Raw genomic sequence first — 16,768 nt, forward strand, 5'->3', positions numbered from 1 at the left:
TTTGTGAGCTGCTTGTTGCAGTGGCCAAATATTCACCATCCCCAAAATCAAAGATTACATTCCATCAAATGGATGAATTGGACACGTATCCATCTTGCTGTTTTTTATGGGTCACATCATACCGCCCGGCAGCAAACACATAAGCTAACGCTTTTTCAGCATCATTTCTGCAACAGGTAACAAAGAAAGCCCTCATTTCATATGAACGCAAACGAAAAAATATTAGGATTGACTGACATGTCTCCTCAGGAAATCTCTCTTGATGTCTTGCTGGAAAAATATGCCAAAGGTGATGAAGTCACCATCCATGATGTGCAGGCACGTGTTGCAAAAGCACTGGCCAGTGTAGAGCAAGCTGACTTTCAGGCTTATTACGAAGAAAAATTTTTGTGGGCGCAAAAGAATGGCTTTGTGCCAGCTGGCCGTATCAATTCCGCCGCTGGCATGGACTTGCACGCCACCCTCATCAACTGTTTCGTGCAACCGGTAGGTGATTCGGTATCCAGCGCCACCGACGGCAAGCCAGGTATCTATACCGCACTGGCCGACGCAGCAGAAACCATGCGTCGCGGTGGTGGTGTCGGCTACGATTTTTCCACCATACGTCCGAAAGATGCAGTGGTACGCGGCACGCGTTCACGTGCATCCGGCCCGGTATCGTTCATGCAGGTATTCAATGCATCTTGCTCGACCGTCGAATCTGCCGGTGCCCGGCGCGGTGCGCAGATGGGTGTCTTGCGTGGTGACCATCCGGACATCCTGGAATTCATCCGCTCGAAAGACAAGGGTGACTTGACCAACTTCAATATCTCCATCGGCGTGACCGATGAATTTATGGAGGCCGTCGCCAAAGATACTGATTTTTGCCTGGTACACAAGGCAGAACCTGGCGATGACAAGAAAGAAGCTGGTGCCTATCAACGTGAAGACGGTCTGTGGGTATACCAAACTGTAAGGGCGCGCGACCTGTGGGACGCGGTCATGAAATCCACCTACGACCATGCTGAACCCGGCATCCTGTTTTTGTCACGCATGAATGCAGAAAACAATCTGTACTATTGCGAAAAAATCGAAGCCACCAATCCATGTGCAGAACAGCCTTTGCCTGACTATGGCTGCTGCTGCCTGGGTTCGATCAACCTGACCCGTTTCATCAAAGGCGCATTCACTGATGCGGCAGAGTTTGACTTTGCTGCCTTCGAAGCTGTCGTTACAGTCGCCACCCGCATGCTCGACAATGTACTGGATGCCACTGCCTGGCCGTTGCCACAGCAAAAGGCCGAAGCCATGTCCAAGCGCCGCGTTGGCCTGGGTTTCCTTGGCCTGGGTAGCAGCCTGGTCATGCTGGGTCAGCGTTATGATTCTGATGCTGGTCGTGCCTTTGCGCAAAAAGTATCAGAAGTCATGCGCGATGCAGCCTATCTGGCATCGGCAGAACTGGCCAAGGAAAAAGGCCAGTTCCCGCTGTTTGATGGCAGCAAATATCTGGCTGGCCCATTCGCCAAGCGCCTGCCAAAAAATGTACGCGCGGCGATTTCCAAGCATGGCTTGCGCAATTCGCATCTGCTGTCGATTGCCCCTACCGGCACCATTACCCTGGCCTTTGCTGACAATGCATCCAACGGTATTGAACCTGCCTTTTCCTGGGTATATAACCGCAAGAAACGCATGGCAGCAGGCGACAGCAAGATTTATGAGGTGGCTGATCATGCCTGGCGTTTGTTTCGCCATATGGGCAATGATGTGTCCGATGACAGCAAACTGCCGAGCCAGTTTGTCACCGCGCTGAATATGTCTGCCAGCGACCATATGAAGATGTTGCAGGTGGTGCAGCCGTATATCGATTCTGCCATTTCCAAAACCGTCAATGTGCCGGCAGACTACCCTTACGAAGACTTCCAGAACCTGTACATGGATGCCTGGCGCGCTGGCCTGAAGGGCCTGGCAACGTACCGTCCGAACAGCATACTCGGCAGTGTACTGTCTGTGTCAACAGAAACGGCACCGGAAGTCAGACAGACACCAGATGATGACCTGCTGCGCAAGCAATTCGATGGCCGCCCATTTGGAGACCTCGAATCGGTCACATCCAAAGTGCAGTACATGACGTATGAAGGCAAGAAAACGGTTTACCTGACCGTCAGCTTCATTCACATCCAGGGCACGGTTGGTGGTGAACACGTGACGATAGAACGCCCGTTTGAATTCTTCATGCCTGCCGGCCAAAAGAACGATGGCCAGCAATGGATATCGGCCAGCATGCGTTTGCTTTCAATGGCAGCACGCTCCGGCGGCTCCATCGCCAAGGCACTGGCTGACATGCGGGAAGTGGTGTGGGACAAGGGCACGGTACGCTGCGGCATGATCACCAAGGACGACGGCTCACAAGCACCACTGTTCCATGAATCCGAAGTCGCCGCTATTGGTTATTCACTGCAACGCATCCTGATGAAACGCGGTTTCCTCGACGCCGCAGGCAACCAGATTCCCATCACCGTACTGGCAGAAAAGTTCAAACAAAGAACCCACCACTACGGCATGGACGACCTGGCCTATGAAGGCGAAACTGCCCCCATCAGCTACATCCCCACCGGCAAAAAATGTCCGGATTGTGGTGCGCACGCCTTGCAAAAAATAGACGGCTGCAGCCGTTGTGTTTCTTGTGGCTATGTGGGGGCTTGTGGCTGATCAGGTATTGTCAACATAGGGTATCAGCTGTCTGGTCACCAAACTATCGTGCTGCACGGGCAAAGTTCAACTCTTCAGTAACAACGATGAAGCAGCACTAGTGGCGAGACTCCACATGCCCTCCTTCATTCGCCTGATGCGTACTGGGCTTATCTCGTTGCTACCGCTTCTACCGTCGTGGTTTGCCAGCCGCCACCCAGCGCCTTGAATGTCGCGACCGCCGCACGGGCAGATTCGGTTTGTGCTTGTGCTCGCATATCGGCGACACGCAGCAAATTTTCGTCGGCTTGCAGGACGTCAATAAGACTGACGACCCCTTTCTGGTAAGCCGCAAACGAAGCCGCTCTCGCCCGACTGAGTGAATCCACACCCTGAGCGAGTGTGCTGGCCTGATCCTCGCGTTTTACCAGGGCCGAGAACGCGTTTTCCACGTCTTCGGTAGCACGCAACGCGGCGAGCTTATATGCAGCTAGTGCCTCTGCTTCCTGCCCCTTGGCCAATTCAATCTGCGCATTGATGCGGCCAAAATCGAACAGGCGCCAGCGAAGACCCAGTACGCCGGCGGCCTGACTTGCGCCGCTGGTAAACAAGTTACCAGCAGACACTGATGTTGCGCTGCCTATCAGCCCACTCAAAGAGAGCTTTGGATAATACTCGGCAATCGCCATGCCGATGCGTGCGTTTGACGCAGCCAGGCGTCGCTCCGCCACGATCAGATCTGGCCGTCGCCTTAGCAAATCCCCCGGTGAACCAGTTGATGCAATCTGCGGGGCGACCGGAATCACGCCAGCATTCGCCAGTTCCGTCCGATAGGTACCAGGCGGCTTGCCCAGCATGACGTCCAGCGCATTCATGGCCGTGTCCAACCCTGCTTCGAGGACCGGTACCGATGCCCGTACCTGGGCCAGCGCACCCTCGACCTGTCGTACTTGAAGTTCAGCCACCAGTCCCTTGCCATACAGCAGATTGATAATGGCGAGCAGGTCTTGTTGTGTCTGCACTTGCCTGCGAGCGATGTCAAGGCGGGCCTGCAGTCCACGGATGCTGATGTAGATGTCAGCGGTCTGCGCCGCCACCGCCAGTCGTGTTGCCGTTGCGCCTGCCTCGGAAGCCTGATACTCGGCAGTTGCTGCTTCCCGGCCACGCCGCACGCCACCAAATAGGTCCAGTTCCCAGCCGACATTGAGATTGGCCTCATCGGCGTTGCCGTAGCGATTGAAATTGGGCTTTGAATTCAAGACTTGTCCCAACGGTGTTTCAACCGACTGATAGGCGCGCGCACCCTGGGCATTGATGGAGCCGGAAGGTAGCAGCGCGGCATTTGCAGCGCCCAGTCCCGCTTGCGCCTGAGCGACGCGGGCAGACGCTTGCGCGAGATCCAGATTTTGTTCCAGCGCAAGCGTCACAAAGCGGGCCAGTTGTGGATCACCAAAGCCTCCCCACCACAGGTTGAAGTCCGCTTTGGCATGGGCAGGCCGTTGCTCCACTGCAGTTTGACCCAAGTAACGATCTGGCATAGTTGAAGCAGGTCGAAGGTAATCCGGTCCGACAGCACAACCCGCCGCGAGGCTGGCGACGACGAACATCAAGAGAGGGCGTTTGATAGACATGGGCATCTTCCGTGAAGTAAAAAAGGGCTCAAAAAAGTGAAAAATGGCTTAATTTTTAGTGACTATATCACTAAATAGTCACTCGTTGTGCAAATCGAATTTAAGAGGTAAGCTACCTGACATGAGCAAAACAACCACCAAAACCACCCATCCTGGCTCAGCCCGGGGCCCGGTCGATCACGAAGTGCGGGATCAAATCATCGTCGCGGCGACCGGACACTTTCGCCTGTATGGCTACGAAAAGACCACCGTTTCTGACCTGGCCAAGGCCATCGGCTTTTCCAAAGCCTATATCTACAAGTTTTTCGAGTCCAAGCAGGCCATTGGCGAACTGATTTGCGCCAATTGCCTGCACGAAATTGAAACGGATGTCAGAACAGCGGTTGACGGAGTCAATCATCCACCAGAGAAATTCCGGCGCATGTTCAAGGCCATCGTCGAGTCCAGCCTTCGCCTGTTTTTTGAAGATCGCAAGCTGTATGACATTGCAGCCTCAGCCGCCACCGAACATTGGGAAGCGGTACACACCTATGAGGAACGCATCAAGGTCATGCTGCAGGACATACTGCGCCAGGGCCGTGAGACTGAGGAGTTTGAACGCAAGACGCCATTCGATGAGACGGCGATGGCGATCTACCTGGTCATTCGCCCTTATCTTAATCCCCTGCTCTTGCAGCACAGCCTGAATTCCACCGATGACGCGCCGGCCCAACTATCCAGCCTGGTGCTACGCAGCCTGTCACCATAAATACCCATTATCGATGTGACTGTTGACATATTTAGTCACTAGTCATAAAATGGAAATCCTAATCAGTTCCATATGGGATTCCTATGTTCCGTCGCCTCGCTTTCTCTGTTGTCGTATCTGCATTGCCACTTGCGCTGGTCGCCTGTGGCGGAAAACCACAATCCGATCCCCGTACCGAAGCGCCGTTGGTACGTACGGCGACCATAGAGGGCGCGGTCGCTGCATCACGCAGGTTCACCGGAACCGTAGCCGCCCGGGTACAAAGCGATCTTGGCTTCCGGGTCTCTGGCAAAGTGCTGGAGCGCCTGGTGGATACAGGGCAAGCTGTCAAGCGCGGGCAAGTACTCGTGCGCATCGACCCTGTTGACCTGAAGCTGGCAGCCCATGCCCAGCAAGAAACCGTTGTCGCTGCCCGGGCACGTGCACAGCAAACCGCCGATGATGAGACTCGCTACCGTGACCTGCGCGGAACCGGTGCGATATCGACTTCAGCCTACGACCAGATCAAGGCTGCGGCAGATGCCGCCAAAGCCCAGCTCAACGCGACCGAAGCCCAGGCAGAAGTTGCCCGTAACGCCAGCCGCTATGCAGAGCTGGTTGCGGATGCCGATGGCGTCATCATGGAAACGCTGGTTGAACCTGGCCAAGTCGTCAACGCCGGCCAGGTAGTGATACGGGTAGCCCATGCCGGACACCGCGAAGCCGTCATCCAGTCACCAGAAACCTTACGCCCCGCCCTGGGTTCAGTTGGCCAGGCCACGCTCTTCGGCAAAGAGGGCATTACTGTTCCAACCAAGCTCAGACAGCTCTCGGATGCGGCAGACCGGCTGACGCGCACCTTTGAAGCACGGTATGTGCTGGATGGAGATCTGTCCAATGCCCCATTGGGGGCTACTGTCACCGTCCAGATTCCAGAACTGCGTGCTGCGGCGCAGGATGGCTTACGTGTACCTATCGGTTCCCTGTTTGATGCTGGCAAAGGGCCAGGTGTCTGGGTGGTCGAAGGCGAGCCGGCAAAGGTATCCTGGCGCGCAGTCAAGATCCAGCGCCTCGAGGATGATGGCGCATATATCGCCGGACAACTCAAACAAGGTGAGCGGATTGTCACACTCGGCACGCACTTGCTGCACGAAGGTGAGCAAGTGCGGGTAGCCGGCCAAGCCGCCGCTGCAACTTCGGGAGTGTCTCCATGAGCGAAGCTCGTTTCAACCTGTCGGCGCTGGCCGTGCGTGAGCGCTCCGTCACCTTGTTTCTGATCTGTCTGATTTCATTGGCCGGGCTCATCTCATTTTTTAAACTTGGACGTGCTGAAGACCCTGCGTTCACGGTTAAAGTGATGACCATCATTACTGCCTGGCCAGGTGCCTCTGCACAAGAAATGCAGGATCAGGTCGCCGAAAAAATCGAAAAGCGCATGCAGGAGTTGCGCTGGTATGACCGGACCGAGACCTACACCCGGCCGGGCCTGGCCTTCACCACCCTGACCTTGCTCGATAGCACACCACCTTCGGAGGTACAGGCGGAGTTTTACCAGGCCAGAAAGAAAGTCAGTGATGAAGTAAATAATCTTCCGCCTGGCGTGATCGGGCCGATGGTCAATGACGAATACGCGGACGTGACTTTCGCCCTGTTTGCACTCAAGGCCAAGGGCGAACCCCAGCGTCTGCTGGTACGCGACGCAGAGTCACTGCGCCAGCGCTTGCTGCACGTGCCTGGTGTGAAGAAAGTCAATATCGTTGGCGAGCAGTCCGAACGCATTTATGTCGAGTTCTCGCATGACCGCCTGGCAACCTTGGGTGTCAGTCCACAGGAAGTGTTCGCCGCGCTGAATAGTCAGAGCGTCCTGACGCCGGCTGGCTCTGTAGAAACCAAGGGACCACAGGTATTCATTCGCCTGGATGGTGCTGCCGATGAATTGCAAAAGATCCGCGATACACCGGTCGTGGCGCAAGGTCACACACTGAAATTGTCAGACATCGCCACGATCAAGCGTGGTTATGAAGACCCGTCAAGCTTCATGATACGCAACGGCGGTGAACCCGCTCTGCTGCTCGGCATCGTCATGCGCGACGGTTGGAACGGACTGGACCTGGGTAAGGCGCTGGATAAAGAGGTCGGTGCAATCAACGCCGATATGCCGCAAGGCATGGGTCTGACCAAGGTGACGGATCAGGCTGTCAATATCAGTTCGGCGGTCGACGAGTTCATGGTCAAATTTTTCGCGGCGCTGCTGGTGGTCATGCTGGTATGTTTCGTGAGCATGGGCTGGCGTGTGGGCGTCGTCGTTGCCGCGGCTGTGCCACTGACACTGGCGACCGTCTTCGTGGTCATGGCCGCCACCGGCAAGAACTTCGACCGCATCACTCTGGGTTCCCTGATCCTGGGGCTGGGCTTGCTGGTGGACGACGCCATCATCGCCATCGAAATGATGGTGGTGAAGATGGAAGAGGGTTACAGCCGCATTGCCGCCTCTGCCTATGCCTGGAGCCATACTGCGGCACCCATGCTGTCAGGCACGCTGGTCACAGCCGTCGGCTTCATGCCCAATGGTTTCGCCCGTTCCACGGCGGGTGAATACACCAGCAATATGTTTTGGATTGTCGGCATCGCACTGATCGCGTCCTGGGTTGTCGCCGTGGTTTTTACGCCTTACCTTGGTGTCAAGCTGCTGCCCGATCTTAAACAGGTCGAAGGCGGCCACGAGGCCCTTTACAATACACCGCGCTATAACCGCTTCCGCCAGGTGCTGACCCGCGTTATCACACGCAAGTGGCTGGTCGCCGGCATGGTAGTAAGTCTTTTCATCCTGGCTGTGCTAGGCATGGCGGTGGTCAAGAAACAATTCTTCCCTATCTCTGACCGCCCGGAAGTACTGGTTGAGGTGCAGATGCCGTATGGCACGTCGATAGTACAAACCAGCGCTGCCGCAGTGAAAGTGGAAGCATGGCTGGCCAAACAGAAGGAGGCGAAGATCGTCACGACCTATGTCGGCCAGGGCGCACCGCGCTTTTACCTGGCAATGGGGCCAGAACTGCCTGACCCATCATTCGCGAAGATCGTGGTCCGCACAGACAACCAGGACGAGCGCGACGCCTTGAAAATGCGGTTGCGCAAGGCGATCGCCGATGGCCTCGCCTCTGAAGCGAGGGTACGGGTAACCCAGCTCGTGTTTGGGCCTTACTCGCCGTTCCCGGTCGCCTACCGGGTCACTGGACCAGACCCGGATAAGTTACGCAAAATAGCGGCTGATGTGCAACAGGTCATGCATGCCAGTCCGATGATGCGTACGGTTAACAGCGACTGGGGTACGCGTACACCCACGCTGCACTTCACCTTGCAGCAGGATCTATTGCAAGCCGTGGGCCTGAGCTCCAGCGCCGTGGCGCAACAGCTGCAGTTTTTGTTGAGCGGTGTGCCTCTCACCACGGTGCGGGAAGATATTCGCACAGTGCAAGTCATGGCGCGGTCAGCGGGTGACATCCGGCTTGATCCTGCCAGGATCGCAGACTTCACGCTGAGCGGCACCAGCGGACAACGCATACCGCTGTCGCAAGTGGGCAGGGTGGACGTGCGCACCGAGGAACCGATCATACGCCGACGTGACCGTGTGCCGACAATCACCGTACGGGGCGATATCGCCGACGGCTTGCAGCCACCAGATGTGTCCAACGCCATTACCCAGCAGCTCCAGGCTATCATGGACAAGCTGCCAGACGGCTACCATATCGAACAGGCTGGCTCCATTGAAGAATCAGGCAAAGCGACGACAGCCATGTTGCCCCTGTTCCCGATCATGCTGGCGATAACCCTGCTCATGATCATCTTCCAGGTGCGCTCGATCTCCGCAATGGTCATGGTCTTCCTGACCAGTCCGCTTGGGCTGATCGGTGTGGTACCAACCCTGATTTTGTTCCAGCAGCCGTTCGGCATCAATGCGCTGGTCGGCCTGATTGCGCTGTCGGGCATCCTGATGCGCAATACCCTGATCCTGATCGGGCAGATACACCATAACGAACAGGCTGGGTTGGACCCATTCCATGCAGTTGTCGAGGCAACCGTGCAGCGTGCCCGACCGGTGGTATTGACCGCATTAGCGGCGATACTGGCCTTCATCCCACTGACCCATTCTGTATTCTGGGGCACCCTGGCTTACACGCTGATCGGTGGCACATTTGCAGGAACGATACTGACACTGGTGTTCTTGCCGGCGATGTATTCAATCTGGTTCAAGATCAGGCCAGCGCTATCGAAAAGCTGATCTGCCGTCCATCCTGATTCACCTATACAAAAAAGCCGTTCACACACCATCCAATAACAAATTCTGCTATATACAAACTGATATAGCAGAATGGCGAAATGTGATTGGTTCACCGAAGTATTTGCGGATAAGATGCGGCCATGCCTATGCGGGGTAGGGCTTTGTGCGCTCCTTGCATGGGAGACCCTGGATTGTCGCTGCACGGATATAGAACAACAGCTTCCTTCATGGGCGTAACATGCACAACGACACGCATAAGGATGTCCATGAGTTCTTCAAGCACCATCAGCCGCCGTTCCTTCATTGCTTTGGCCATCGCCACCATCGGCACAACACGCTTATATGCGAAGGCGCTTCCGGCCAGCCCTGCACGTGTAGGGGCAATGTCCATCGCGGGGCAATGGCGCATCGCGCTGGATAGGGATGATGCCGGAACAACTGCCAGGTGGTTTGCCAAAAATCTGGCGTCCGGTTCCCCCATACAATTGCCGGGCATACTGCAAACCCAGGGGTATGGTGATGAGATCACGGCAAAGACAGCCTTCGTCGCTGCGCTGCCTCGTGATATGCGCTGGTACTTGCTGCCACAGTACAAGGCTTACACCAAACCTGGCAATGTACAAGTACCTTATCTTTCACAACCGGTGCGCCATTTTCTGGGTGTCGCCTGGTATCAGCGCAGCATTGATATTCCGCCAGAATGGCAAGACAAACGTATCACGCTGACACTGGAAAGAGCACGCTGGCAGACGGATGTCTATGTAGACGACAAGCTGATGGGTAGTAATCGCTCGCTGGTGGTGCCGCACGAGTTTGACCTTGGTGTGTTGAGTACCGGCACGCATCGCCTGTCGATACGTATCGATAACCGTATGCTGCAACCGGCCTATCGCGCAGATGGACATGCGGTATCGGATGCAGAGGGATCGACCTGGAACGGCATGGTCGGTCGCATCGAATTGTCCGCCACCTCGCCGGTATGGATAGAGGATGCCCAGGTGTTCCCCAATGTTGCTGGCAAGTCGGCGCAAATTCGTGTCGAGGTGGGTAATCTGACAGGTAAGGATGGCAGCGGCATGCTGTCGGCTGGTGGCATAACGACACCGATACGCTGGGCAGCCAATGGCGGCAAAGCATCGTTCGAGGTGGTGCTGCCCAATTCCACACCCTGGTCAGAATTCACACCGGTACTGCAACGCCTGCGCCTGACGCTCACGGGGCAGGATGCCGATGATAGCCGTGAACTGACTTTCGGTATGCGCGAGATCAGGACTGACGGCAACCAGATTCTGCTGAATGGCGAACAGTTTCATCTGCGTGCTACGCATGATGGCGGCGGTTTCCCGCTGACTGGTTATCCCGCCATGGATGTGGAGACCTGGAAGAATATCATTGGCATCTGCAAGGAATGGGGGCTGAACGGCATGCGCTTTCATTCCTGGTGCCCGCCCGAGGCTGCCTTCGTTGCGGCGGATGAACTGGGGTTTTATTTTCAGGCGGAATGCGGCATGTGGAATGCCTTCGATGCCGGACACCAGATGCTTGATCTGCTCAACGATGAAACGGCACGCTTGCTAAAAGCCTATGGCAATCACCCTTCCCTGCTGATGCTGGGTGCAAGCAATGAACCAGCCGGGGCCTATCATATTGAACTGCCCGTCTGGGATAAAAAATGGCGGGAAGCCGACCCGCGACGGCTGTATTGCGATGGCACTGGCCGCTGGTCAGCACCACCAGCCGGGCCGGGCACAGCTTTCGCTGCCGATTTTTTAACCCCTGGTGGCGGTGCCCGCGGGCCTATGGGCTGGTTTGGTAGCGACTACGAAGAAGCACTCAACAAGTTAAGGCTGGGTGTGAAGGTGCCTTGCATAGCACACGAAACCGGCCAGTTTTGCGCTTACCCGGACTTTAGTGTGATCGCCAAATTCTCTGGCAAGCAGGCCAGTTATGCGGCTTTCCCCAAAGGCGTGAACAAGGGTAGCCAGGCGTATATGCACCCCGGCAACTACATCATCATGCGTGACTCTGCCGAAGCGCATGGACTGCTGGCGAGAAACAAGGAATTCGCCCACGCTTCTGGCCGCTTCCAGGTCGCCTGTTATAAGGAAGAGATCGAGGCCAACTTGCGCACGCCATCGTATTCCGGCTATCAACTGCTGGATCTGCACGATTATCTTGGACAAGGTGGCGCACTGATCGGCTTGCTGGATGCCTTCTGGGAACAGAAAGGCTATGTGACTGCGGCAGAATTCCGTCAATACAGTGGTGCCACGGTGCCCCTGGTCAGGCTGAAGAAACGCCTGTTCACGACAGACAATACATTGAACACGACTGCCGAACTGGTGCACTTTGGTCCACAGGCACTATCTGGCGTCAAACCGGTGTGGCGCATCATTGATAGTACCGGCAAAGCGGTACTGTCTGGCGCACTGCCAGTGCGCGATGTCCCACGCGGCAAAAATATTGCGCTTGGTATCATCAATGCCGAACTGGCAGCGTTACCGGCACCTGCGTCATACCGGCTGGAAGTGGAACTTTCGGGGACATCATTTCGCAATCAATGGTCGTTCTGGCTGTATCCCACTAATCCCACTGATCCCGCTGCGGTTCCTGCCGAGGCCAATGGCGTGCTGGTGACCACTTCATGGGACAAAGCCAAGGCTGCCTTGTCTGCTGGCGGCAAGGTGCTGTTTCTATCCGGCAGCCCAGAACCGGCCTCGCCCGAGCTGGCACTGAGCCGTACACCGATTTTCTGGAACCGGCTGATGAACCCCAAACGCACCTGGATGCTGGGGCTGTGGTGCGATGCCCATCATGCGGCATTGAAACAATACCCGACGGAAGCACACTGCGATTGGCAGTGGGTAGAATTGCTGACCCACACCACTGCGATGAATATCGACAAGCTGCCGCAGGCCTTGTCACCCGTCGTACTTCCTATTGATGACTGGAACCGCAATTTGCGCCTGGCCATGCTGTTTGAATGCGCGGTGGGCAAGGGTAAATTGATGATCACGTCTTTCGACCTGTCAGAAAAAGGCCTGGCACGACAATCAGGTGCAGCATCCTTGCGTAAATCTTTACTCGACCATATGGGATCGGCAGCTTTCCAGCCTGCCGTGCAGATCGGCATGGCCGAAATGGAAGCCTGGATGCCACTTCGCTATGTCGCGCCGCCGATGATGATCAGCCCACCGGCTACTGGCGATGTGGCAGATCCTGGTTAAACTGTGGTTAAGCTGAGGCTGCCATATGCCTGCACTACGGTAATAATCTGTGCAAAAAAAACCATTTAACTGAAGCTATCTCCATGAAAAATCTTCGCCTTGCTATTGTCACCGCATATGTTCTTACCACCAGTTTGTGTTACGCCAATGTACCCGGCGGTGGTAACGGCAGTGGCCCTGATGTGTCACTGAAGGACAATGGTGACAGCTTTATTCTTGACAACGGCATCGTCGCAATCAATATCAACAAGACTGATGCCACCATCAACAGCTTTACCTATCAGGGCATGAATCTGTTTGGTGGCGGTGACAAGGGTGGCAAGTTTTACTGGAGCTGGAACGCACCAGCCTATGAAGGGCCACATGGTACGGCCACCCTGATGGTGGACCCACGTTCCAACAATGGCGACTATGCAGAAGTGAAGATACATAGCCCCTGGTCGGGGAAATCGTCCAATGCAGCGATGGATGTTGATGTGTATTACAGCCTGAAACGCGGTGCGCAAGGCTATTACGTGACCGCCATGCTGGATCACCCGGCATCCTACCCCGGCACTGATGTTGGCGAATGGCGTTCGAATGCGTATGTCAGCCCGGTGTTTGACTGGCTGAGTGTGGATCATTTGCGCCAGAAGAAGATGCCAACCATGGCTGACATGGCTGCCGCCGAACGCGTGCCAGGTGCCCCCAAAGAAGTGACAAGGCTGACGACCGGCATCTACGCCGGGGAGTTTGAATGCAAATATTCTTATAGCGCAGACCTGGGTAACCTCGATGTCTGGGGCTGGAGCAGTACCAGCAAACGCATCGGCATCTGGATGACTGTGCCCAGCCACGAGTATTACAACGGTGGCCCCATGAAGCGGGAACTGACTGTGCATATGAACCACACCCTGCTGAACATGCTCAATGGCACGCACTACGGCATGGGCAACCAGTTGACCATGGCTGCTGGTAGCACCTTCAAAAAGACCTACGGCCCCTATTTTATCTACGCCAACAGTTACCAGGGCAACCCTGCTGATCCGCTGCCAAAAGTTGTCGACGCCCTGTGGCAAGACGCAAAAGCACAGGCAGCGGCTGAACAGTCCGCCTGGCCATATAGCTGGTTCAAAAATCCCGACTATGCACAGGAATCTGAACGCGGCACCGTCAAAGGCATCTTACAAGTAAGTGATAGTGGCAACCCGGCTGCATCCTCTGCAGGAGCGTGGATAGGCCTGGCACCAGACGACCAGGGTACTGACTTCCAGCTACAGGGCCGAACCTATCAGTTCTGGGTCAAGGCCGATGCCAACGGCCAATTCAGCATTCCGCATGTTGTGCCTGGTACCTATCATTTATGGGCATTTGGTGCTGGCAATATCAGCACCTACAAGAAAGCCAATGTCGAAGTGCGCGCTGGCAGCACACAAGACCTGGGCACGGTAGTGTGGAAACCGTCGCGGGTTGCCCCTACGGTGTGGGAAATAGGCGTGCCAGACCGCGACTCACAGGAATTCCGCAACGGTGCCTTCAATTATTCCCTATGGGCGACGTATATCAAACCCGACTTCTTCACCGGACTGACCTATACCGTCGGCAAAAGCGACTGGCACAAGGACTGGAATTACGCGCAGTTTGGCAATGCCCCATGGACCATCAATTTCACATTGACCGAAGCCCCCGGCAAGGATGCACCAGCGTCGCTGTATATAGGACTGGCATCTTCAGAAACCACGCTGGTGGTCAGGGTCAATGGAACACAGATAGGCAGCTACCAGGCCCCCGTGCCTAGCCACCCTGCAGTCCGCCTGGGCAGCCACGGTGCATTCGCAGAAACCCGTATGGCGATTCCCCCTGACCTGCTAAAGCCAGGTGCAAATTCGATTGTGATAACGCAAAAAACAGGAAGAGGAAACACCGGCATCACGCAATACGATTACCTGAGGCTGGAGGCTGCGGGGACCAGGTTGGCGCCGCAGTAAATCATTTTTCTTCTTGTTTTTTTTTCTTGCTTTTTTCTTATAAGCTCGCAATGGTGGCGGAAGAATCGCCACCAATTATTGTCAAATTCTGTGGTTGGCTGATCAATTACACTTGATCATCCCGCCGCCGTTCACTGGCTGGCAAGGTGACCCAGAAAACGGTGCGGATACCGGGTTCGGATTCGAAACCGATTTCGCCACCCATTTTTTCTATCAGGTTTTTGGTGATGTTCAAGCCCAGGCCGGCACCACCCAGGTTTTTTTCGCCATGCTCTTCAGCCTGTGCAAATTTTCCAAAAATACGTGAACGAAACATTTCGGGAATGCCGGCACCGTGGTCTTCGACTTCTACTCGGTAATGTTCTTCTACTCTTGTAATCCGGATGCTGATTTTTTCATTCACTGGCGAATATTTGGCAGCATTCGACAAGAGGTTGGCAAATATCTGCATGATGCGGTCGGGGTCGCCCATGGCCCAGGCGAATTTGGGATGCTGCTCCAGCACCAGATAACTTTGGTGCGATTGGGCATAGCTGGCATTTGCCTCGATGGCCTGCATGGCCAGGGCAGCCAGGTCTACGCGCTGAATTTCAAACTTCATGTAACCAGAGGCCATTTTTTCGATATCCAGAATATCGTTGACCAGGCTCACCAGGCGTTTGCTATTGTTGTGGGCGATGCGCACCAGTTGCAGGGCCTTGGGTGACAGTTCCGTGATGGTGCCGGATTCCAGCAAGCCCAAGGCACCGCGAATCGACGTAATCGGGGTCCGCAGTTCATGGCTGACAGTAGAGACAAAGGCAGCTTTGATCGTGTCAACCTGTTTGCGCTCAGAGATATCACGGGCGATGGTGGATGCACCGACTATCTGTTGCTCACCATCGCGCACGGGCGACATCACTACCGATAGCTGGACCTGGCTACCGTCCTTGCGACGCCCGGTGGATTCAAAGTGGCTGACTGGTTCACCCCTGACTATGCTGCCGATGCGGTTCTCGGCAAGCTCAGCCTGCTCATCTGCGTATAGCGTAGTGGTTGGCAAGCCTATGGCTTCACTGGCGGTATAGCCAAACAGTTTTTCGGCACCGGCATTCCAACTGGTAATCACACCGGCCAGGGTTGCACCGACGATGGCATCTTCCGAACTGTCGATGATGGCTGATAATTGCGACAGGCTTGCGGCGGCCTCCATTTTCCGGCTGAACTGGCGGACAATCACGCTGCCAAAAATCATCATCATAATCACCAGCACACCATTACCAATGACTAGCACGATGGCACTGGAACGCCAGCCTTCCAGTATCTCGTCCTTGGATAAGGCGGCGACAGCAATCAGGGGAAACTGGTCAAGATGGCTGTAACCAACCACGCGTTCAACCTTGTCGAGGCGGGAAGTAACGGCAAAGGTACCGGATTTTGCGACCGAGATTTGCTGGCGGAAAATGGGATTGCTGCTGTAATTTTTACCTATGGCCGTCAGCATCATGGGACGGCGCAAGACCAGGGTGCCATCTTCAGTCAGCATGGCGATGGAACCCTTTTTACCCAGGTTGATGCTATTGAAGTATTTCAGGAAGAACTCTACGTTGATATGGGCAAGTACGATGCCGGCAAAATCACCGTTGGCATGATTGAAACGGCGCGACATCATGAATACCCAACTACCGTCATTCAGCACCTGTGCTGATTTACCGATGTACCATACGATATTGGCATGGTCACGGTGATAGATAAAATTGGCGTTTTCCAGTTCGCTGATCTGGGTAAATTCTGCTGCGGTGGATACCAGTACCCTGCCTTTTGCATCGGTGACGGACAGTTGTTTTAACTGGGGCAGGCTTTCGCGCTGGCGGCTCAAGGACAAAGCCAGTTTCTCGGCATGGCCAGCCAGCACTTCATCCTGCTCCAGCCGGTCCACCAAAGAAATGATTGTGGCATTCACGGCCTTTAAGGTGTCGCCAGAATGCTGAGACATGGCATGTGCCAGATTGCCTGCTGCCACTTCACCCGCACGCAGAGCCATGTCGTGCGTCTTCCACATTTGCCAGACATTGTTACCGATAAGTACTCCACAAACCAGCACGACAAACAGAGACATGGCTAACTTGATGGATAGTCGCTTGAGCGGGAAAATTTTCTTCATACGGTATCAAGAAGGCAACAAAAGAAGGCGACCTGTTTGCAATAGGCTGCCATTGTAAGGCGCAAGCCTGAAAATCGGCGTAAAGCGATCACTTTTTCCTACCCTTGCGCGATACGTCCGGTGGCAA

At 55.2% G+C, this 16,768-nt stretch carries 8 protein-coding genes; 6 read left to right on the top strand and 2 right to left on the bottom strand.

Going from position 1 to position 16,768, the window contains the following annotated elements; genetic code table 11:
• The first annotated feature begins 201 nt into the window (after positions 1-201).
• Positions 202-2,688 carry an adenosylcobalamin-dependent ribonucleoside-diphosphate reductase gene (locus tag ACO0LM_RS14185; protein ID WP_423037935.1) on the top strand — a complete coding sequence of 829 codons (2,487 nt, stop codon included), beginning with the start codon at positions 202-204 and terminating at the stop codon, positions 2,686-2,688.
• A 149-nt stretch (positions 2,689-2,837) separates the two neighbouring features.
• Here ACO0LM_RS14185 and ACO0LM_RS14190 read toward each other — a convergent pair whose 3' ends face one another.
• On the bottom strand, positions 2,838-4,298 hold the full coding sequence (locus tag ACO0LM_RS14190; protein WP_423037936.1) for an efflux transporter outer membrane subunit: 1,461 nt from the start codon (positions 4,296-4,298) through the stop codon (positions 2,838-2,840).
• Positions 4,299-4,419: 121 nt separating this feature from the next.
• On the opposite strand from ACO0LM_RS14190, the gene ACO0LM_RS14195 reads away from it, so the two are divergent.
• From ACO0LM_RS14195 to ACO0LM_RS14215, 5 genes are all read left to right on the top strand, one after another.
• Positions 4,420-5,046, top strand: coding sequence for a TetR/AcrR family transcriptional regulator (locus ACO0LM_RS14195; protein ID WP_423037937.1), 627 nt, complete (start codon positions 4,420-4,422; stop codon positions 5,044-5,046).
• Positions 5,047-5,129: 83 nt separating this feature from the next.
• Positions 5,130-6,239, top strand: coding sequence for an efflux RND transporter periplasmic adaptor subunit (locus tag ACO0LM_RS14200; RefSeq protein ID WP_423037938.1), 1,110 nt, complete (start codon positions 5,130-5,132; stop codon positions 6,237-6,239).
• Complete coding sequence (locus ACO0LM_RS14205; protein ID WP_423037939.1) at positions 6,236-9,304, top strand: efflux RND transporter permease subunit; 3,069 nt, start codon at positions 6,236-6,238, stop codon at positions 9,302-9,304. The genes ACO0LM_RS14200 and ACO0LM_RS14205 overlap by 4 nt, the downstream gene beginning before the upstream one ends.
• A gap of 266 nt (positions 9,305-9,570) precedes the next feature.
• Positions 9,571-12,531: a sugar-binding domain-containing protein gene (locus tag ACO0LM_RS14210; RefSeq protein WP_423037940.1), complete on the top strand. Its 2,961-nt coding sequence runs from the start codon at positions 9,571-9,573 to the stop codon at positions 12,529-12,531.
• Between the two features lie 83 nt (positions 12,532-12,614).
• Complete coding sequence (locus ACO0LM_RS14215) at positions 12,615-14,498, top strand: polysaccharide lyase family protein (protein ID WP_423037941.1); 1,884 nt, start codon at positions 12,615-12,617, stop codon at positions 14,496-14,498.
• A 106-nt stretch (positions 14,499-14,604) separates the two neighbouring features.
• Here ACO0LM_RS14215 and ACO0LM_RS14220 read toward each other — a convergent pair whose 3' ends face one another.
• Complete coding sequence (locus ACO0LM_RS14220; RefSeq protein ID WP_423037942.1) at positions 14,605-16,641, bottom strand: ATP-binding protein; 2,037 nt, start codon at positions 16,639-16,641, stop codon at positions 14,605-14,607.
• Positions 16,642-16,768: the final 127 nt, after the last annotated feature.

This window comes from Undibacterium sp. Di26W, from assembly GCF_049340265.1.
GTDB lineage: Bacteria > Pseudomonadota > Gammaproteobacteria > Burkholderiales > Burkholderiaceae_D > Undibacterium.

What these genes read in the sequence shown, in the direction of transcription:
- ACO0LM_RS14210 (WP_423037940.1), top strand. Translation starts at nt 9,571, where the DNA reads ATGAGTTCTTCAAGCACCATCAGCCGCCGTTCCTTCATTGCTTTGGCC.
- ACO0LM_RS14200 (WP_423037938.1), top strand. Translation starts at nt 5,130, where the DNA reads ATGTTCCGTCGCCTCGCTTTCTCTGTTGTCGTATCTGCATTGCCACTT.
- ACO0LM_RS14190 (WP_423037936.1), bottom strand. Translation starts at nt 4,298, where the DNA reads ATGTCTATCAAACGCCCTCTCTTGATGTTCGTCGTCGCCAGCCTCGCG.
- ACO0LM_RS14215 (WP_423037941.1), top strand. Translation starts at nt 12,615, where the DNA reads ATGAAAAATCTTCGCCTTGCTATTGTCACCGCATATGTTCTTACCACC.
- ACO0LM_RS14205 (WP_423037939.1), top strand. Translation starts at nt 6,236, where the DNA reads ATGAGCGAAGCTCGTTTCAACCTGTCGGCGCTGGCCGTGCGTGAGCGC.
- ACO0LM_RS14195 (WP_423037937.1), top strand. Translation starts at nt 4,420, where the DNA reads ATGAGCAAAACAACCACCAAAACCACCCATCCTGGCTCAGCCCGGGGC.
- ACO0LM_RS14185 (WP_423037935.1), top strand. Translation starts at nt 202, where the DNA reads ATGAACGCAAACGAAAAAATATTAGGATTGACTGACATGTCTCCTCAG.
- ACO0LM_RS14220 (WP_423037942.1), bottom strand. Translation starts at nt 16,641, where the DNA reads ATGAAGAAAATTTTCCCGCTCAAGCGACTATCCATCAAGTTAGCCATG.